We start from the raw sequence: 17,308 nt of genomic DNA on the forward strand, positions 1-17,308 counted from the left end.
AGGGCCAGTGAAATCACTGACCCATGTCGGAGGAAGGCGTTTCGATACGCACCAGATCCGGCGGCAACGCGACGCTCAGGATCACCGGCTGCCACGACTGGCGCGCTGCCAGCTGCGGCGACAGACCGCGCGCCACCAGGAACCCGCCGACGCCGCCCAGCAGCGCGCCGCAAAGTGACGCGATATCGCTGGCAAACAGCACCTGGAAAATCGACGCCATCACAAACAGCCCCACCAGCGGCGCCATGTAGACCAACAGCGCCGAACCCAGCAGACTGCTCTCGGCGATCCCCAGCTCCACTTTTTGCCCCGCCGTCAACGGCTGCTCGCAGGGCACGCTGATGGTATGGCTGGTCTGCGGCCCCAGCTTGTTTAATACCCGGCTGCCGCAGCCGGCGCGGGAGGCGCAACTGCTGCAGGAGGCTTTAACGTCGCAGTGCACCTGCGCCACGCCGTTATGCCAGGAAACCACGGTGGCCCACTCTTTGATCATTGTACTGCCTTGAATTTAATGCTGTCTGAGATACGCTTCGCCGTCTGCGGCGGCAGTTCGCCCACCACGGTGATCTCCGCGTTATCGCGTACCGTCGTGCTGACGGTGCGTCGGCCGGTGCGCAACAGCTGGTCGCTGCTGGCCGCGGTGGCGCGGTTGATATTGATCGAGAAGCTGAACAAGCCGTCGGAATAGAGACGTGATTCTACCGGACCATCAAAGGTGGGCAGACGACGCTGGCTGCTGGAAACCTCAGTCATGCCCTGAGGGAGCCACGTCGGCGCCCAGTTGAAGTTGGCTTTGTCGCCCCCTTCAGGCACCGACAGCTGCGGCGGCAAATTCGCTTTTGCCAGCGTCTCCATGCTGGCGCTAACGTTATCACCAACGTTGAAAGAGACGACCCGGAACTGCTCCAGCGTTTCTCCGTCGCGGTCGAGCAAATCGACGCGCAGCGGCAGCTTAGTCTCAGCGTCCAGCCAGGCGATAAAGCTATAGCGCGTGCCGTCGCGAGCCACGACGCGGATCACGTCGCAGAGGCGGTCGGCGATACGGGTACGGCCCACGGAGATAAAATCATAGGCTGCGCTGAGACGTTTGAAATCGCTGTAAACCAGCGACGGCAGCGAATCGACGATATAGTCGCCGTTCAGGGTGAACGGATCGAGGCCGGGTTCAAAATAGCTGATTTCCGTACCGCGCAGGACCACTTCCCGGCGCGGACCGTCCAGCTGCAGAAGCTGCGCCAGCGGTTGATTGTTCAGTCGCGCGTGACGATAGCGCAGCGACTCAACGCCTTGTTTGCTGATGCTGACGAACGAGAGCTCATAGTTGAGGGACTGGCTGGCCAGGTTCATCTGCTGCAACAACGCCCCGGACGATGTATCAGCCGAGGCGTTGACAGAGAACAACAGACTGCCTGCCATGAGCGACATGGCACACCAAAGTTGCTTCATTACTGCGATTGCGTTCCTAAAGTTTGATAACCCGGCACCTGGACTGCGGCCTGCTGAGTCTGGGCCTGGCCAAACTGAAGCTGCTCAGCGTGCAGGCGGCGCTGCAGTTCGTAGTCCTGCAGCATGGCGTTAATCCGCCGGCGCTGTTCCTGGACCTGAGCCTGCTGGCCGCTACCTGCTGATGCGTCAGCCGGTACGCCAAGACTTACCGGGCTCGCTTTGCCCATCATTGGCAGCGTATTGAACACCGGCGCCTCTGGCTGCTGAGCGGCATCAGACTGCCCATTATAGTGCTGGACGCCGACGATAACCGCAAGCGATACGCAGGCGGCAACGCCCATCTGGGTCAGTGAGCTGGCCCACGGACGCACTTTGTTCCAGAACGGCATCTGCCGCCACTGGTGTGGTGCGGGCTGAGATTCAGGAATAAGCGGCGCCGTCTGACGAACGGGCTCATTTTCAATGGCGGCCATCACCCGGGCGGAGATATCAAATTGCAGCACCTCTGCGGTATCGCCACGCAGCGTATCGCGGATAAGGTGGTAACTCTCCCAGGTTTTTTGCATCTCAGAAGAACGACTCAGCTCGTTGAGCAGTTCGTTATCCAGCGTTTCACCATCCATTAAAGCCGAAAGTTTTTCTTTCTGCATGCCTGATACCCTTTTCCAGTATTCCGCTATCGTCAACGCCTGATAAGCGGTTGAACTTTATTATCAATAGCTTCTCGCGCCCGGAAGATACGCGAACGCACCGTCCCAACCGGACAATCCATGATAGCGGCTATCTCTTCATAGCTCAGGCCATCCAGCTCCCGTAACGTAATTGCCATGCGTAAATCTTCCGGGAGCGATTCAATGGTACGAAAAACTATTTGTCTCAGTTCTTCTGACAACATTAAGTTCTCAGGGTTCGAAATTTCTTTCAACGCTCCGCCGCTTTCGAAGTTTTCCGCCTCGTTGGCGTCAACATCGCTGGACGGCGGACGGCGTCCCTGAGCAACCAGATAATTCTTCGCCGTATTGACGGCGATACGGTATAACCAGGTGTAAAAAGCGCTATCTCCCCGGAAAGAGTCCAGCGCACGCCATGCCTTAACGAACGATTCCTGAACGACGTCAGCGATATCGCCCGGCGGTACATAGCGGGAAACCAGGCTCGCGACCTTATGCTGATAGCGCACTACCAGCAAATTAAACGCTTTCTGATCTCCTTTCTGGACCCGTTCAACAAGGACCTGATCCGTTAACTGCTCGCTCATCCGAGGTAATGTCTCCCCAAACCCAATTCCCATGCGTCTTCAAAACACCACCCAAAATCTGCATTATGAGCAAGCTGACTGTTGGAGTGTATGAAAACAATAAAGTTCCGTTACGCTTTTTGTTTTTTGTCTGGCAACGGCGGCAGATCGTTATCAATCATTATATGCCCTGGTTGCTAAACGATAGGTTAGTCAATAAGAAAAAGCGCAGGCCCGTCTGAAGGGTATCGTAACACGGCGTTTATTTCACTATAAAATCCAATGCTATCAACCTGCCACGCGTCTCATTTTCGCCGTGCTCCAGACCGTTTCCGCTCGCCTGCTGTTTAGCCGTCACAACGCCCGCCAAAAAAAATGTACGATTCCTCACGAGCTGGTGCTATTGTGAGCTAAATGTGTTTAGTAAATTAAACAAAGACGATGAATACCACTCCTGACTTCTCTTGTGATGTGTTGATTATCGGCAGCGGCGCTGCCGGCCTCTCCCTTGCGCTGCGCCTGGCAGAGCACAGTTCGGTGACCGTGCTGAGTAAAGGGCCGATCAGCGAAGGTTCTACGTTCTATGCCCAGGGCGGGATTGCCGCCGTTTTCGACGAGACGGACAGTATTGAATCCCATGTCGAAGATACCCTGATTGCCGGCGCAGGGTTATGCGATCGCCATGCGGTCACCTTCGTCGCCAGCAATGCCAGATCATGCGTCCAGTGGCTTATCGATCAGGGCGTATTGTTTGACACTCAGGTCCAGGCCAATGGCGAAGAGAGCTATCATCTCACGCGCGAAGGGGGCCACAGCCATCGGCGCATTCTCCACGCCGCCGACGCTACCGGCAAAGCGGTGGAGACGACGTTGGTCGATAAAGCCCTCGCCCACCCCAATATCCGCATCCTTGAGCGCAGCAATGCCGTCGACTTGATCGTATCGGATAAGATTGGCTTGCCAGGTACGCGCCGGGTGGTCGGGGCGTGGATCTGGAACCGCAATAAAGAGCGCGTGGAAACCTGCAGCGCGAAGGCGGTGGTGCTCGCCACCGGCGGAGCCGCCAAGGTTTATCAATACACCACTAACCCCGACGTCTCTTCCGGAGACGGTATCGCGATGGCCTGGCGGGCGGGCTGCCGGGTGGCGAATCTGGAATTTAACCAGTTTCACCCCACCGCGCTGTATCATCCGCAGGCGCGCAACTTCCTGCTTACCGAAGCGCTGCGCGGCGAAGGTGCCCACCTTAAACGCCCGGACGGTACCCGCTTTATGCCGGACTTTGACGAACGCGGCGAGCTGGCCCCACGCGATATCGTCGCCCGCGCCATCGATCATGAGATGAAGCGCCTTGGCGTGGACTGTATGTTTCTTGATATCAGCCATAAACCCGAGGCGTTTGTTCGCCAGCACTTCCCGATGATTTACGAAAAGCTGCTCGGCCTGGGAATTGATTTAACCAAAGATCCGGTGCCGGTCGTCCCTGCCGCACATTACACCTGCGGCGGCGTGATGGTGGATGATAATGGCCGCACCGACGTCGATGGGTTATACGCTATCGGCGAAGTCAGCTATACCGGGCTGCACGGCGCGAACCGTATGGCCTCGAACTCGCTGCTGGAGTGCCTGGTTTACGGCTGGTCCGCCGCGGAAGATATTGCCCGACGCCTGCCGCTGGCCCAGAAGGTTAGCACCCTGCCGGCGTGGGATGAAAGTCAGGTGGAGATCCCGGATGAACTGGTGGTTATCCAGCATAACTGGCACGAGCTGCGGCTGCTGATGTGGGATTACGTGGGGATTGTGCGCACCACCCGCAGGCTGGAGCGCGCCCTGCGGCGCATTACCATGCTGCAGCAGGAGCTGGATGAGTATTACGCCCGCTTCCGCGTCTCGAATAATCTGCTGGAGCTGCGCAATCTGGTGCAGGTGGCGGAGCTTATCGTACGCTGCGCGATGTTGCGCAAAGAGAGCCGCGGTCTGCATTACACCCTCGACTATCCGCAGCCGCTGCCGAACAGCGGCCCGTCGATACTGTCGCCCCTGGCTCACATAAAGAGATAAAAATCCTCGGTCAGAGCGGTAAAGCCTTCAGAATACTGCTGCTCTGGCCCGCGAATCGCCAGCCTGTCGCTGAAACACTCCCCCGCCGTCGGGGAGAAAGCCAGCAGCACCCGGTGCGGCGGCCGCAGCTCGGTCTCCGCCACGTCAGTGCGCAGTCGCAGGTGCCAGCCCATCGCGGTTGCCCGTTCGATAAACGCATTACCGATATCTACCGGCAGCACCACGCAAAAAAAGCCTTCTTCGGTGATATGTTCAGCGGCGCAGGTCAGCAGAGAAGCGTGATCGAGCGTAGTGGTATACCGCGCCTGCTCCCGCTGCGAGGTGGCGCAAGGCACCCCTTCCGCAAAAAAGGGCGGGTTACTGATTATCAGTTGATAGCGTCGGGTCTGCGGCGGCTGCCACTGATGAATATCGGCCTGACAGACCTCAACCCGCGCAGCCCATGGCGACGCGAGAGCATTTTCCTGCGCCTGGGCGGCGGCCTCTGCGTCCAGTTCAACCGCATCGACACATACATCATCGCCGGTACGCTGGGCGAGCATTAGCGCCAGCAGGCCGCTGCCGGCGCCAATATCCAGCACATGCTTCACCCCGGCAATCGGCGCCCAGGCGCCGAGCAAAATGCCGTCGGTACCCACCTTCATCGCGCAACGATCGTGGGCGATAAAAAACTGTTTGAAGGTAAAACCATTGCGCGGCAGCGCAAACTTCGACTGAGACATCCTCAATAACCTTGCCGACAAAAACTCCTGAACGTAAGGCTATGCACAATACCGGAGAACAGATAGCCTTACAAACAGATGAACATTACGTCAGTAACGTCTATAATCGGCGGCCCACTCAGAGGTAGAACATGACTGTAACGACTTTTTCCGAACTTGAACTCGACGAAAACCTGCTGGAGGCCCTCCAGGATAAAGGTTTCACTCGCCCGACAGCCATTCAGGCCGCCGCTATTCCGCCTGCGCTCGATGGCCGTGACATCCTCGGTTCAGCGCCGACCGGCACTGGTAAAACGGCGGCGTATCTGCTGCCAGCGTTGCAGCACCTGCTCGATTTCCCGCGTAAGAAATCCGGCCCGCCGCGTATTCTTATCCTGACGCCGACCCGCGAGCTGGCGATGCAGGTGGCTGACCACGCCCGCGAGCTGGCAAAGCATACCCATCTGGATATCGCCACCATTACCGGCGGCGTAGCCTACATGAACCACGCGGAAGTGTTCAGCGAAAACCAGGACATCGTGGTCGCCACCACTGGTCGCCTGCTGCAGTATATAAAAGAAGAGAACTTCGACTGCCGCGCCGTCGAGACCCTAATCCTCGATGAAGCCGACCGCATGCTGGACATGGGCTTTGCGCAGGATATCGAAACCATCGCCGGTGAAACCCGCTGGCGCAAGCAGACCATGCTGTTCTCCGCGACGCTCGAAGGCGATGCGATCAAAGACTTCGCCGAACGTCTTCTGGAGGAGCCGGTTGAAGTTTCCGCTAACCCGTCGACTCGCGAGCGCAAGAAAATCCATCAATGGTACTACCGCGCTGACGATATCGAACATAAAACCAAACTGCTGGTGAATCTGTTGCAACAGCCGGAAGCTACCCGCGCTATCGTCTTTGTGCGCAAGCGCGAGCGCGTGCATGAGCTGGCCAACTGGCTGCGTGAAGCCGGGATTAACACCTGCTGGCTGGAAGGCGAGATGGTGCAGGCCAAGCGTAACGAAGCCATCAAGCGTCTGACCGATGGCCGCGTAAACGTGCTGATCGCTACCGACGTCGCCGCCCGCGGTATCGATATTCCGGACGTCAGCCACGTCTTTAACTTCGATATGCCGCGCACCGCCGACATCTATCTACACCGTATCGGTCGTACCGGGCGTGCAGGTAAGAAAGGCACCGCGATTTCGCTGGTTGAAGCGCACGACCACCTGTTGCTGGGCAAGATCGGCCGCTACGTTGAAGAACCGCTGAAAGCTCGGGTGATTGATGAATTGCGACCAAAAACCCGCGCGCCAAGCGAGAAGCTGACCGGTAAACCATCGAAGAAAGTGCTGGCGAAACGCGCCGAGAAAAAAGAGAAAGAAAAAGAAAAGCCGCGGGTGAAAAAGCGCCACCGCGATACAAAAAATATCGGTAAGCGCCGGAAACCAAGCGCAGCCGGGACGCCATCAGCGCCCAACGAAGAGTAAAAAAAACGCCGGGTTATCCCGGCGTTTTCACATCTGGCGTTAGCCTTACAGGCTTTCGGTAAAGGTACGAGCGATAACGTCGCGCTGCTGTTCCGGCGTCAGGGAGTTGAAGCGCACCGCGTAGCCAGAAACACGAATGGTCAGCTGCGGATATTTTTCCGGATGCTCAACCGCGTCCAGCAGAGTTTCACGACGCAGCACGTTAACGTTCAGGTGCTGACCGCCTTCCACGCGAACTTCTGGTTTCACGTCTACCGGGATTTCACGGTATTCGATTTCACCCAGTTTGCTGACCGCCACCACGTCATCTTCCGCAAAACCACCTTTGGCGCACAGGCAGCGCGCTTCGCCTTTTTCGCTATCCAGCAGCCAGAAAGAGTTCAGCAGGTCGTCGTTTGCCGCTTTAGTAATTTGGATACCAGTAATCATTTGATGCCTCCCAGGCAGTGTTTATTCGATTTTGGCCTCTTCGCGGCCAATTGGTAAAACCATTGTTGTATGAGTGTATATATATCAGCCGTACCCTCGGCATTCTTTGATGTAAATCAATAAAAACCACTCGCTCTAAGTGGGTATGCAAGGATTTTATTGTTTTACATCAAGTTACGCCATGCGCTGCTATAAATAATTTTGTAAATTTTCAATTTTTTTTGCATGAAGGCCCGCGTTGAGCCGTGCCGATTTTGTTCTGTAGAAAGAAGCCGTTAAGCTATAGCAATGACCCTTTGCAGGAGAGCAAGATGACCCCCCCTTTAACCTGGCATGACGTGCTGGCGGATGAAAAGCAACAACCCTATTTTCTCAATACTCTGAAGACCGTCGCCGAAGAGCGCCAGTCCGGGATCACCATCTATCCACCGCAAAAAGACGTCTTCAATGCGTTTCGCTTTACCGAACTGGGCGATGTCAAAGTCGTCATTCTCGGCCAGGACCCCTATCACGGCCCGGGGCAAGCCCACGGTCTGGCGTTCTCGGTTCGCCCGGGCGTCGCCATCCCGCCCTCGCTGCTAAATATGTACAAAGAGCTCGAGGCCACTATCCCTGGCTTTACCCGCCCTACCCATGGTTACCTGGAAAGCTGGGCGCGCCAGGGAGTGCTCCTGCTGAATACGGTCCTGACCGTCCGCGCCGGGCAGGCGCACTCGCACGCCAGTCTCGGCTGGGAAACGTTTACCGATAAGGTAATCGCGTTAATCAATGAGCATTGCGAGGGAGTGGTCTTTCTACTGTGGGGCTCCCATGCACAGAAGAAAGGCGCGATTATCGATCGCCAGCGCCACTGCGTACTGAAGGCGCCGCACCCGTCACCGCTCTCTGCACATCGCGGCTTCTTTGGCAGCAACCATTTCGTGCAGACCAATCAGTGGCTGACCGAGCGCGGCGAAGCGCCGATTGACTGGATGCCGGTCCTTCCCGCCGAAAGCGAGTGATCGACAGCCATAAAAAAAGCCAGCATCAGCTGGCTTTTTTATTCAGGGACAGGTATTACGCCTTGTTCTGACGCCACCACTCCGCCAGCAGAACGCCGGTCGCCACAGAGACGTTCAGGCTTTCGACATTGCCGGTACCATCGATGGCGACGCTGAGGTCCGCGCTGGAGATCGCTGCATCCGACAGGCCATCGCGCTCCTGGCCTAACACCAGCACCATTTTCTTCGGCAGCTCGGCTTTAAACAGCGGGGTACCATTATGGCTGGAGGTCGAGACAATCGCGTAGCCCGCCTGACGGAATTGATCAAGAGTATCGATGAAGCTGTCGCCGGTGATCGGCTCAACATGTTCCGCACCGCCTTCCGCCGTACGGATCGCCGCGCCGGACTCCAGCACGCCGGCATCCTGAACCACAACGCCCTTCACGCCGAAGTGCGCGCAGCTGCGCATGATCGCCCCGAGGTTGTGCGGGTTACCCACGTCTTCCAGCGCCAGAACGCAATCTTCTTCTGCGGCCTTCGCGACCCACTGGGCAACAGAGGTGCCGTGGCGTTTTTTGATCAGGAAGCAGACGCCGCCGTGGTGATCGGTCCCGGAGGCTTTCGCCAGCTCGGCTTCATCAACCACATGATAGGCTTTACGGTTAGCCGCCATCCAGCGCAGCGCCTCTTTAAAACGCGGCGTCACGCTCTGAATAAACCAGGCGCGGACAATAGCTTCCGGGCGGCTCTGGAACAGGGCCTGACAGGCGTTTTCACCATACACGCGGGTCTCTTCCGCGCGCTGGCGACGCAGTACTTCCGGATCGATAAAGCTCTTCCCGCTGATCCCGCCGTGATCTTCTTTTACCGGCGTCTCATCGCCAGGGGCGCGGGAAACGGTACGCCACGGGGACGCATCGTCACGATGAAAATCATCGCGCTTGCGCTCATCACGCTTGCGGTCATCGCGTTTACGATCGTCACCGCGGCTGTTTCGTTCGTCACGCGCAGGGCGGCTGCGGCCGTCAACACGAGATTTTCCTGGACGACCTCCCCCTTTCCCGGTACGTGGGTTATGGGTGCGTTTGTCAGAATCATCATCACTGCGGACATACATCACTTTGACCTTGCCGCTTTTATTTTTCAGTTCGTCGCTCATCAATTTTCTCCACCTGCGCTGCGCGAAGCGCGCAGATTACCCGATGTGTCATCGCTTCGCCATGATTTCGTTTAAAAGCCGGCCTCTATTGCACTCATCGAACAAAACGCATTGTCCTTAAATAACACTTAATCGATAATATGTAACATCACAGAAACATATCGGCCACGTGCCACGTTGCAACCCATAACCAGAGGTTAGTTATGAATACCGTTTGTGCCAGTTGTCAGGCTCTGAACCGCCTCCCGGACGATCGTAGCGCGGATGGCGCAAAGTGCGGACGCTGCGGTCACGATCTTTTTGACGGCGACGTCATCAACGCGACCGGGGCAACGCTGGATAAACTCTTAAAGGACGATCTGCCGGTCGTTGTTGATTTCTGGGCGCCATGGTGCGGTCCCTGCCGTAGCTTCGCGCCGATCTTTGAAGACGTTGCGGAAGAGCGTAGCGGGAAGATGCGCTTTGTGAAAGTTAACACCGAAGCGGAACGTGAGCTTAGCGCACGGTTTCGTATCCGCAGCATCCCGACCATTATGATGTTCAAAAATGGCGAAGTGATCGACATGCTCAATGGCGCGGTGCCAAAAGCGCCATTTGATAGCTGGCTGAACGAAGCCGGACAGCAGTAATCCTTCCGGGGCACCGCTTGTGCCCCGTTTTAGCCTCTGCGACAATAGCGCTTTTCATTAGCGACTCCCATGACTGATAACGCTGTCCTTCGCCTGCGCGCCGAACGTCTCGCGCGAGCCACCCGCCCTTTCCTTGCGCGCGGTAATCGCATCCGCCGCTGCCAGCGCTGTCTGCTGCCGCTCAAGCAGTGTCTGTGCGCCACGTTAACGCCGGCGCAGTCCACCAGCCGCTTTTGCCTGGTGATGTTTGATACGGAACCGATGAAGCCCAGCAACACCGGTCGGCTCATCGCCGATATTCTGCCGAATACCGAGGCTTATCAATGGTCGAGAACCGAGCCGCCGCAGGGGCTGCTTGACCTGGTCGCCCATCCCGATTACCAGCCGATGGTGGTGTTCCCCGCCTCCTACGCCGGGCCGGAGCGCCAGGTCCTGAGCGCGCCGCCGTCTGGCAAACCGCCGCTGTTTATCATGCTCGACGGCACCTGGACCGAAGCGCGTAAAATGTTCCGTAAGAGCCCTTATCTGGACGCGCTGCCGATAATCTCCGTCGATCTGTCCCGCATCTCAGCCTACCATCTGCGCGAGGCGCACGCCGATGGACAATATTGTACCGCGGAAGTGGCCATCGCCCTGCTGGACCTGGCGGGCGATGCACCGGCCGCCGCAGCGCTTGGCGAACACTTCACCCGCTTCCGGACCCGTTACCTGGCGGGAAAAACCCAGCATAAGGGCAGTATCACAGCGGACCAGGTGGAAAACGTTTAAAATCATTCGGTCACTGGGATGAAAGGAGACCGGTATGAGCCAACGAGGCCTGGAAGCACTGCTGCGACCAAAGTCCATCGCCGTTATTGGCGCATCAATGAAACCGCAGCGCGCTGGCTATCTCATGATGCGCAACCTGCTAGCCGGTGGCTTCAATGGCCCGGTGCTGCCGGTGACCCCCGCCTGGAAGGCGGTGCTCGGGGTGCTGGCGTGGCCCACCATCGAGAGCCTGCCCTTTACGCCGGATCTGGCGGTACTCTGTACCAACGCGCGGCGTAATCTCGAGTTGCTTGAAGCCCTGGGGCAGAAAGGCTGCAAGACCTGCATCATTCTTTCTTCGCAGCCTGAGCAGTATCCGGCGCTGCTGGCGTGCGCCACCCGCCATCAGATGCGCCTGCTCGGCCCCAACAGTCTCGGCCTGCTGGCACCGTGGCAAGGGTTGAACGCCAGCTTTTCGCCGGTGCCGATCCATCGCGGTAAACTGGCCTTTATCTCGCAATCGGCTGCCGTCTCCAACACCATCCTTGATTGGGCGCAACAGCGCGAGATGGGGTTTTCCTACTTCATCGCGCTGGGTGATAGTCTGGATATAGATGTCGATGACCTGCTGGACTTTCTGGCCCGCGACAGCAAAACCAGCGCCATTTTGCTCTACCTTGAGCATCTCAGCGACGCGCGCCGGTTTGTTTCCGCCGCGCGCAGCGCCTCGCGAAACAAGCCGATCCTGGTGATTAAAAGCGGCCGTAGTCCCGCGGCGCAGAAGCTGTTGCACGTCAACTCCGGGATGGATCCGGCATGGGATGCGGCCATCCAGCGTGCTGGTCTACTGCGGGTCCAGGATACCCATGAGCTCTTCTCCGCCGTAGAAACCCTGAGCCATATGCGCCCGCTGCGCGGTGAAAAACTGATGATCGTCAGCAACGGCGCGGCGCCGGCGGCGCTGGCGTTGGATGAGCTTTGGCTGCGTAACGGTAAGCTGGCGACCCTCAGCGAGGAGACGCGCGACGCCCTGCGCCAGGCGCTGCCGGGCGGCGTCGAGATCGCCAACCCACTGGATCTACGCGATGACGCCAGCAGCGAACATTATCAGCGGGCGGTGAATATTCTGCTTAACAGCCAGGACTATGACGCGCTGCTGGTGATCCACTCTCCCAGCGCCGCCGCGCCGGGCACCGAGAGCGCCCTGGCGCTGATCGACGCCCTGAAGCACCATCCGCGTGGCAAATATGTCACCGTGCTGACCAACTGGTGCGGCGAATTCTCCTCCCAGGAGGCGCGACGGCTGTTCAGCGATGCCGGCCTTCCCACCTACCGTACGCCGGAGGGGACCATCACCGCCTTTATGCATATGGTCGAGTACCGCCGTAACCAGAAACAGCTACGCGAGACCCCCGTGCTGCCGGACTCGTTAACCGCCAATACCAGCGAGGCGCATGCCCTGCTCCAGCAAGCGATCGATGACGGCGCCACCACGCTGGATACCCACGAGGTCAGCCCGGTACTCCGGGCCTACGGCATCCACACACTGCCAACCTGGATCGCCGCTGACAGCGCGGAAGCGGTGCATATTGCTGAGCAGATAGGCTATCCGGTTGCGTTGAAGCTGCGTTCCCCGGATATTCCGCACAAATCAGAAGTACAGGGGGTCATGCTGTATCTGCGTACCGCGGCAGAAGTGCAGCAGGCAGCGGATGCGATGATCGATCGCGTCAGGCTGGCCTGGCCCCGGGCGCGCATTCATGGCCTGCTGGTGCAGAGTATGGCCAATCGCGCCGGCGCCCAGGAGCTGAGAGTGGTGGTTGAGCACGATCCTCTCTTCGGCCCGTTGATTATGTTGGGCGAAGGCGGCGTGGAGTGGCAGGCCGAGGACCAGGCCGCCGTGGCGCTGCCGCCGCTGAATATGAACCTGGCGCGTTATCTGGTGATCCAGGCGATCAAAAATAAGAAGATCCGCGGCCGCAGCGCATTGCGACCGCTGGATATCGCGGGCTTAAGCCAGCTGCTGGTTCAGGTCTCGAACCTGATCGTCGACTGCCCGGAGATCCAGCGCCTGGATATTCATCCCCTGCTCGCCTCCGGCAACGAGTTTACGGCGCTGGATGTTACCCTTGGGCTTGCTCCCTTCAGCGGCGACAGTGAAAGCCGTCTCGCTATTCGTCCCTATCCGCACCAGCTGGAGGAGTGGGTGGTGATGAAAAATGGAGATCGCTGTCTGTTCCGGCCGATCCTGCCGGAAGATGAACCGCAGCTGCTCGCGTTTATCGCCCAGGTCACCAAAGAAGATCTCTATTATCGCTATTTTAGTGAGATCAACGAATTTACCCATGACGACTTAGCCAATATGACCCAGATCGACTACGATCGAGAAATGGCGTTTGTCGCCGTCAGGACCACCGCGGAACAGAGCGAGATCCTTGGCGTGACGCGGGCGATCTCAGACCCTGATAATATTGATGCCGAGTTTGCTGTGCTGGTCCGTTCAGATTTGAAAGGGTTAGGCCTGGGCCGAAGGCTGCTGGTAAAGCTGATCGCCTATACGCAAAGCCATGGCCTGCAACGGCTGAATGGGATTACGATGCCGAATAACCGAGGCATGATCGGCCTCGCCAGAAAGCTGGGATTCACCGTTGATATTCAGCTGGAAGATGGGATTGTCAGTCTGTCGCTGCCCCTGAATCAGGGATAATCGCGCGACGCTGACCGCAATTGTTGACCACATTAGCGGGTAGTAATGGTATTATTGCCCGCTTACGTCGTCTGCATGGTACAGAAGACCCTTCAATAAACAGAGAAGAAACGCACTGTGATGTTGTCAAAATTTAAGCGTAATAAACATCAACAACACCTTGCCCAACTCCCTAAGCTTTCTCAGTCAGTTGATGATGTAGAGTTCTTTTACGCCCCTGCGGATTTCAGGGAAGCGTTACTGACCCGGATTGCCAACGCCACTCAGCGTATATGCATTATTGCGCTCTACCTGGAGCAAGATGATGGCGGAAAAGGAATTTTGCAGGCCCTGTATGACGCCAAGCGTCAGCGTCCGCAACTGGATGTTCGCGTCCTCGTGGACTGGCACCGCGCTCAACGTGGCCGTATCGGCGCCGCCGCCTCCAACACCAACGCCGACTGGTATTGCCGGATGGCCACTGAAAATCCGGGCGTAGAGATCCCCGTTTACGGCGTGCCGATTAACACCCGGGAGGCGCTCGGCGTTCTCCATTTCAAAGGCTTTATTATCGATGACTGCGTCCTCTACAGCGGCGCCAGCCTGAACGATGTTTATCTGCATCAGCATGATAAGTACCGCTATGATCGCTATCAGTGCATCCGAAACGGCAAAATGGCGGACGTCATGTTTGACTGGGTCGACAATAATCTGGTTCAGGGACGCGGTGTGAATCGTCTCGACAGACCGGATCGGCCAAAAAGTCCGGAAATCAAAAACGACATTCGCCAGTACCGTCAGGAGCTCCGCGACCGCAGCTACCATTTTGTCGGCACCGCCGGTGACGAAGAACTCTCCGTCACCCCGCTGGTAGGCCTGGGGAAATCCAGCCTGCTGAACAAAACTATCTTTCACCTGATGCCCTGTGCCGAGCACAAGTTAACGATCTGCACCCCCTACTTCAACCTTCCTGCCGTGCTGGTAAGAAATATCATCCAGCTGCTACGCGACGGTAAACAGGTGGAGATTATTGTCGGCGATAAAACCGCTAACGATTTCTATATTCCCGAAGATCAGCCGTTTAAAATCATCGGCGCGCTTCCTTATCTGTATGAAATCAACCTGCGGCGTTTCCTCAGCCGGCTGCAGTATTATGTGAATACCGATCAGCTGATCGTCCGCCTGTGGAAGGATGACGATAACAGCTACCACCTGAAAGGCATGTGGGTTGATGATGAGTGGATGCTGCTCACCGGCAACAACCTTAACCCGCGCGCCTGGCGACTCGATCTGGAAAATGCCATTCTGATCCACGATCCAAAGCAGCAGTTGGGGGCCATGCGGGAGAAAGAGCTGAAGCTCATCCGCATCCACACCACGGTGGTGAAACATTATCGGGATCTGCAAAGTATTGCCGACTACCCGGTGAAAGTGCGTAAACTGATCCGCCGACTGCGGCGGATCCGCATCGACCGGCTGATCAGCCGTATTCTCTGACAATCAGCCCCGCCTCGACGGGGCTTTTTTCTGGAAGCACTATGCGTACGATAATCGTGATTGCTTCGCTGATGTTAACGGGCTGCAGCCACATGGCAAATGATGCATGGTCCGGTCAGGACAAAGCCCAGCATTTTCTGGCCTCGGCGATGCTGTCTGCCGCGGGCAATGAATATGCGCAACATCAGGGTTACAGCCGGGACCGCAGCGCCGCTATCGGCCTGATGTTTTCTGTCAGCCTCGGCGCCTCAAAAGAGCTTTGGGACAGCCGCCCGGCAGGGAGCGGCTGGAGCTGGAAGGATTTCGCCTGGGATGTAGCCGGCGCGACCACCGGCTACGCTGTGTGGCAACTGGCGCACCAGTAGCGGCTAAAGACGCAGGCCTTTGCCCTTGCGATGCAGCATCAGGGAGACCAGGAAGGCGATGGCCGCCATCACCGTTACGTACCAGTAAAAAGCGTGCTCTATCCCCGCCGATTTAAGCGACAGCGCGACATACTCCGCCGAGCCGCCAAACAGGGCATTCGCGACGGCATAGGAAAGCCCTACCCCAAGCGCACGAACCTGCGCCGGGAACATCTCGGCCTTCAGGATGCCGCTGATCGAGGTATAGAAACTGACAATCAGCAAGGCGCAGATCACCAGGCCGAAGGCAGCATAGGGGGAGCTCACTTTTTGCAAGGCGCTCAGGATAGGCACGGTAAATAATGTCGCCAGTACGCCAAAGCACAGCATGGAGGTACGGCGGCCTACTTTATCCGAAAAAGCGCCGAACAGCGGTTGAACCAGCATATAAACGAACAGCGCCGCAGTCATGATCACGCTGGCGGTGCTGGCCGTCATACCCGCCGTGTTGACCAGATACTTTTGCATATAGGTAGTAAAGGTATAAAAGGTCAGCGATCCGGCGGCGGTAAAGCCCAACACCATCACGAAGGCCCGGCGATTACGCCACAACCCTTTAAATGAGCCAGCCTCTTTCAGCGCTCGGGTCTCCTGCTTTGAGGTTTCGTCCAGCTGGCGACGCAGCCACAGCGCGACGATGGCCAGTACTGCCCCGAGAGCAAAAGGAATACGCCATCCCCATGCATGCAGATCTTCGTCGCTCAGCACCTGCTGGAGCGCCACGACCACTAATACCGCCAGTAGCTGTCCGCCAATTAACGTGACGTACTGGAAAGAGGCGTAGAAGCCTTTCTTTCCTTCAATCGCCACTTCACTCATATAGGTCGCGCTGGTGCCATATTCTCCCCCGACCGACAGCCCCTGGAACAGACGGGCCAACAGAAGCAACGCCGGAGCCCAGGTGCCGATGACTGCATAGCCCGGCAGGCAGGCAATTACCAGTGAACCAAAGCACATCATGCAGACCGAAATAAGCATGGACGTTTTACGTCCGCGGCGGTCAGCGATCCGACCAAACAGCCAGCCACCGATAGGACGCATCAGAAATCCGGCGGCGAATACGCCTGCCGTTTGTAAAAGTTGAGTGGTGGTATTTCCGGATGGAAAGAAGATATGGGCAAAATAGAGCGAGCAGAATGAGTAGACGTAAAAATCAAACCACTCAACCAGATTTCCCGAGGAAGCGCCAACAATTGCCCAAATACGACGACGGGTGTCAGCCTGCTCCGGCGCGGCCCGTTCGGTAATGCTACTCTCTGTCATTGTTATATTGCTCCAGCAAAGACTGCAATCTGTCTTGTCGGGCGTACCACGTCACGCAGACAAATTAGTTAGTAAACTAAATGTTATATAATTGTTATATCTTTATATGTGATTGCATTCACATTTTTTTTCGTAAGCACGGTTTTCGCGATCAACGCCAGTGCAGGAGCAAGGAAAAAGTGGATTATGGCGAAGGGATTGCCATGACGGGGTTTTATGTTGCTTTGAATGAAGATGATGAACTGGATATGGTGGGGTTGTCTCCGGAGGCGGTGCTGCGCACCCCTGGCCGGGCTACCGGGGCGTGGCTCCATGTCGGACCCGTAGCCCCGTAAAGCGCAGCGCCACCGGGGAGATATACCCCATACAGCAAAAAAACCCGCACCTTTCGGGACGGGGTTCTTGTTAAAACGCAAAAACAAAAGGCCCAGTCTTTCGACTGAGCCTTTCGTTTTATTTGATGCCTGGCAGTTCCCTACTCTCACATGGGGAGACCCCACACTACCATCGGCGCTACGGCGTTTCACTTCTGAGTTCGGCATGGGGTCAGGTGGGACCACCGCGCTAGTGCCGCCAGGCAAA

The 17,308-nt window shown here is 57.3% G+C and carries 18 protein-coding genes and 1 rRNA gene; 9 read left to right on the forward strand and 10 right to left on the reverse strand.

Features of this window, described 5'->3' with window-relative positions:
• Window positions 1–13: 13 nt before the first annotated feature.
• Genes rseC through rseD form a run of 5 tightly spaced genes read right to left on the reverse strand, consistent with a single transcriptional unit; the run spans window position 14 to window position 2,805 of the window.
• Window positions 14–493: a SoxR-reducing system protein RseC gene (rseC, locus tag MKS11_RS15525; RefSeq protein WP_004201822.1), complete on the reverse strand. Its 480-nt coding sequence runs from the start codon at window positions 491–493 to the stop codon at window positions 14–16.
• Window positions 490–1,446: a sigma-E factor regulatory protein RseB gene (rseB, locus tag MKS11_RS15530; RefSeq protein ID WP_004201821.1), complete on the reverse strand. Its 957-nt coding sequence runs from the start codon at window positions 1,444–1,446 to the stop codon at window positions 490–492. The genes rseC and rseB overlap by 4 nt, the downstream gene beginning before the upstream one ends.
• Window positions 1,446–2,096: an anti-sigma-E factor RseA gene (gene rseA, locus MKS11_RS15535; RefSeq protein ID WP_004201820.1), complete on the reverse strand. Its 651-nt coding sequence runs from the start codon at window positions 2,094–2,096 to the stop codon at window positions 1,446–1,448. The genes rseB and rseA overlap by 1 nt, the downstream gene beginning before the upstream one ends.
• 32 nt (window positions 2,097–2,128) lie before the next feature.
• A complete protein-coding gene (gene rpoE / locus MKS11_RS15540) occupies window positions 2,129–2,704 on the reverse strand; it encodes an RNA polymerase sigma factor RpoE (protein WP_002914074.1) in 576 nt (191 codons plus the stop codon).
• Complete coding sequence (gene rseD / locus MKS11_RS27690; RefSeq protein ID WP_122383554.1) at window positions 2,701–2,805, reverse strand: rpoE leader peptide RseD; 105 nt, start codon at window positions 2,803–2,805, stop codon at window positions 2,701–2,703. The genes rpoE and rseD overlap by 4 nt, the downstream gene beginning before the upstream one ends.
• 319 nt (window positions 2,806–3,124) lie before the next feature.
• On the opposite strand from rseD, the gene nadB reads away from it, so the two are divergent.
• On the forward strand, window positions 3,125–4,744 hold the full coding sequence (gene nadB / locus MKS11_RS15545; RefSeq protein ID WP_017900412.1) for an L-aspartate oxidase: 1,620 nt from the start codon (window positions 3,125–3,127) through the stop codon (window positions 4,742–4,744).
• Here the strand turns inward: nadB and trmN are convergent.
• Window positions 4,729–5,466: a tRNA(1)(Val) (adenine(37)-N(6))-methyltransferase TrmN gene (gene trmN, locus MKS11_RS15550; RefSeq protein WP_017900411.1), complete on the reverse strand. Its 738-nt coding sequence runs from the start codon at window positions 5,464–5,466 to the stop codon at window positions 4,729–4,731. The genes nadB and trmN overlap by 16 nt on opposite strands.
• Window positions 5,467–5,597: 131 nt before the next feature.
• Here trmN and srmB point away from each other — a divergent pair, with 131 nt between their 5' ends.
• The gene (gene srmB, locus MKS11_RS15555) at window positions 5,598–6,929 is read left to right on the forward strand and encodes an ATP-dependent RNA helicase SrmB (RefSeq protein ID WP_004201817.1); all 1,332 of its coding nucleotides are present in this window, start codon (window positions 5,598–5,600) and stop codon (window positions 6,927–6,929) included.
• Window positions 6,930–6,974: 45 nt separating this feature from the next.
• On the opposite strand, the gene grcA is transcribed toward srmB, so the two are convergent.
• Entirely contained in the window at window positions 6,975–7,358 is a 384-nt protein-coding gene (grcA, locus tag MKS11_RS15560; RefSeq protein ID WP_002914084.1) for an autonomous glycyl radical cofactor GrcA, read from the reverse strand.
• Window positions 7,359–7,669: 311 nt separating this feature from the next.
• Here grcA and ung point away from each other — a divergent pair, with 311 nt between their 5' ends.
• Window positions 7,670–8,359, forward strand: coding sequence for a uracil-DNA glycosylase (gene ung / locus MKS11_RS15565; protein ID WP_057216653.1), 690 nt, complete (start codon window positions 7,670–7,672; stop codon window positions 8,357–8,359).
• A 55-nt stretch (window positions 8,360–8,414) separates the two neighbouring features.
• Here ung and MKS11_RS15570 read toward each other — a convergent pair whose 3' ends face one another.
• The gene (locus MKS11_RS15570) at window positions 8,415–9,500 is read right to left on the reverse strand and encodes a tRNA/rRNA methyltransferase (RefSeq protein ID WP_023318890.1); all 1,086 of its coding nucleotides are present in this window, start codon (window positions 9,498–9,500) and stop codon (window positions 8,415–8,417) included.
• A gap of 203 nt (window positions 9,501–9,703) precedes the next feature.
• Here MKS11_RS15570 and trxC point away from each other — a divergent pair, with 203 nt between their 5' ends.
• From trxC to MKS11_RS15595, 5 genes are all read left to right on the forward strand, one after another.
• Window positions 9,704–10,129 (forward strand): thioredoxin TrxC, encoded by a 426-nt coding sequence (gene trxC / locus MKS11_RS15575; protein ID WP_002914091.1) that lies wholly within the window; start codon window positions 9,704–9,706, stop codon window positions 10,127–10,129.
• Window positions 10,130–10,198: 69 nt separating this feature from the next.
• Entirely contained in the window at window positions 10,199–10,897 is a 699-nt protein-coding gene (gene tapT / locus MKS11_RS15580; protein WP_032456473.1) for a tRNA-uridine aminocarboxypropyltransferase, read from the forward strand.
• 34 nt (window positions 10,898–10,931) lie between these two features.
• Window positions 10,932–13,583, forward strand: a complete 2,652-nt coding sequence (locus MKS11_RS15585; protein ID WP_284109617.1) for a bifunctional acetate--CoA ligase family protein/GNAT family N-acetyltransferase — start codon at window positions 10,932–10,934, stop codon at window positions 13,581–13,583.
• Window positions 13,584–13,703: 120 nt separating this feature from the next.
• Window positions 13,704–15,059, forward strand: a complete 1,356-nt coding sequence (gene pssA / locus MKS11_RS15590; RefSeq protein WP_064178291.1) for a CDP-diacylglycerol--serine O-phosphatidyltransferase — start codon at window positions 13,704–13,706, stop codon at window positions 15,057–15,059.
• A 41-nt stretch (window positions 15,060–15,100) separates the two neighbouring features.
• On the forward strand, window positions 15,101–15,424 hold the full coding sequence (locus MKS11_RS15595; protein WP_004201811.1) for a YfiM family lipoprotein: 324 nt from the start codon (window positions 15,101–15,103) through the stop codon (window positions 15,422–15,424).
• Between the two features lie 3 nt (window positions 15,425–15,427).
• On the opposite strand, the gene MKS11_RS15600 is transcribed toward MKS11_RS15595, so the two are convergent.
• Complete coding sequence (locus MKS11_RS15600) at window positions 15,428–16,726, reverse strand: MFS transporter (protein ID WP_004201810.1); 1,299 nt, start codon at window positions 16,724–16,726, stop codon at window positions 15,428–15,430.
• A 203-nt stretch (window positions 16,727–16,929) separates the two neighbouring features.
• Here MKS11_RS15600 and MKS11_RS15605 point away from each other — a divergent pair, with 203 nt between their 5' ends.
• Window positions 16,930–17,061 carry a hypothetical protein gene (locus MKS11_RS15605; RefSeq protein ID WP_254911806.1) on the forward strand — a complete coding sequence of 44 codons (132 nt, stop codon included), beginning with the start codon at window positions 16,930–16,932 and terminating at the stop codon, window positions 17,059–17,061.
• Between the two features lie 127 nt (window positions 17,062–17,188).
• Here the strand turns inward: MKS11_RS15605 and rrf are convergent.
• Window positions 17,189–17,304: ribosomal RNA gene (gene rrf / locus MKS11_RS15610) — 5S ribosomal RNA — on the reverse strand.
• Window positions 17,305–17,308 lie beyond the last annotated feature (4 nt).

It is taken from the genome of Klebsiella sp. K5-45 (genome assembly GCF_030128605.1).
GTDB lineage: Bacteria > Pseudomonadota > Gammaproteobacteria > Enterobacterales > Enterobacteriaceae > Klebsiella > Klebsiella quasipneumoniae.

Excerpts from the sequence above, each read along its gene's own strand:
- rseC (WP_004201822.1), bottom strand. The coding sequence starts at position 493 with ATGATCAAAGAGTGGGCCACCGTGGTTTCCTGGCATAACGGCGTGGCG.
- rseB (WP_004201821.1), bottom strand. The coding sequence starts at position 1,446 with ATGAAGCAACTTTGGTGTGCCATGTCGCTCATGGCAGGCAGTCTGTTG.
- rseA (WP_004201820.1), bottom strand. The coding sequence starts at position 2,096 with ATGCAGAAAGAAAAACTTTCGGCTTTAATGGATGGTGAAACGCTGGAT.
- rpoE (WP_002914074.1), bottom strand. The coding sequence starts at position 2,704 with ATGAGCGAGCAGTTAACGGATCAGGTCCTTGTTGAACGGGTCCAGAAA.
- nadB (WP_017900412.1), top strand. The coding sequence starts at position 3,125 with ATGAATACCACTCCTGACTTCTCTTGTGATGTGTTGATTATCGGCAGC.
- trmN (WP_017900411.1), bottom strand. The coding sequence starts at position 5,466 with ATGTCTCAGTCGAAGTTTGCGCTGCCGCGCAATGGTTTTACCTTCAAA.
- srmB (WP_004201817.1), top strand. The coding sequence starts at position 5,598 with ATGACTGTAACGACTTTTTCCGAACTTGAACTCGACGAAAACCTGCTG.
- grcA (WP_002914084.1), bottom strand. The coding sequence starts at position 7,358 with ATGATTACTGGTATCCAAATTACTAAAGCGGCAAACGACGACCTGCTG.
- ung (WP_057216653.1), top strand. The coding sequence starts at position 7,670 with ATGACCCCCCCTTTAACCTGGCATGACGTGCTGGCGGATGAAAAGCAA.
- MKS11_RS15570 (WP_023318890.1), bottom strand. The coding sequence starts at position 9,500 with ATGAGCGACGAACTGAAAAATAAAAGCGGCAAGGTCAAAGTGATGTAT.
- trxC (WP_002914091.1), top strand. The coding sequence starts at position 9,704 with ATGAATACCGTTTGTGCCAGTTGTCAGGCTCTGAACCGCCTCCCGGAC.
- tapT (WP_032456473.1), top strand. The coding sequence starts at position 10,199 with ATGACTGATAACGCTGTCCTTCGCCTGCGCGCCGAACGTCTCGCGCGA.
- MKS11_RS15585 (WP_284109617.1), top strand. The coding sequence starts at position 10,932 with ATGAGCCAACGAGGCCTGGAAGCACTGCTGCGACCAAAGTCCATCGCC.
- pssA (WP_064178291.1), top strand. The coding sequence starts at position 13,704 with ATGTTGTCAAAATTTAAGCGTAATAAACATCAACAACACCTTGCCCAA.
- MKS11_RS15595 (WP_004201811.1), top strand. The coding sequence starts at position 15,101 with ATGCGTACGATAATCGTGATTGCTTCGCTGATGTTAACGGGCTGCAGC.
- MKS11_RS15600 (WP_004201810.1), bottom strand. The coding sequence starts at position 16,726 with ATGACAGAGAGTAGCATTACCGAACGGGCCGCGCCGGAGCAGGCTGAC.
- MKS11_RS15605 (WP_254911806.1), top strand. The coding sequence starts at position 16,930 with ATGACGGGGTTTTATGTTGCTTTGAATGAAGATGATGAACTGGATATG.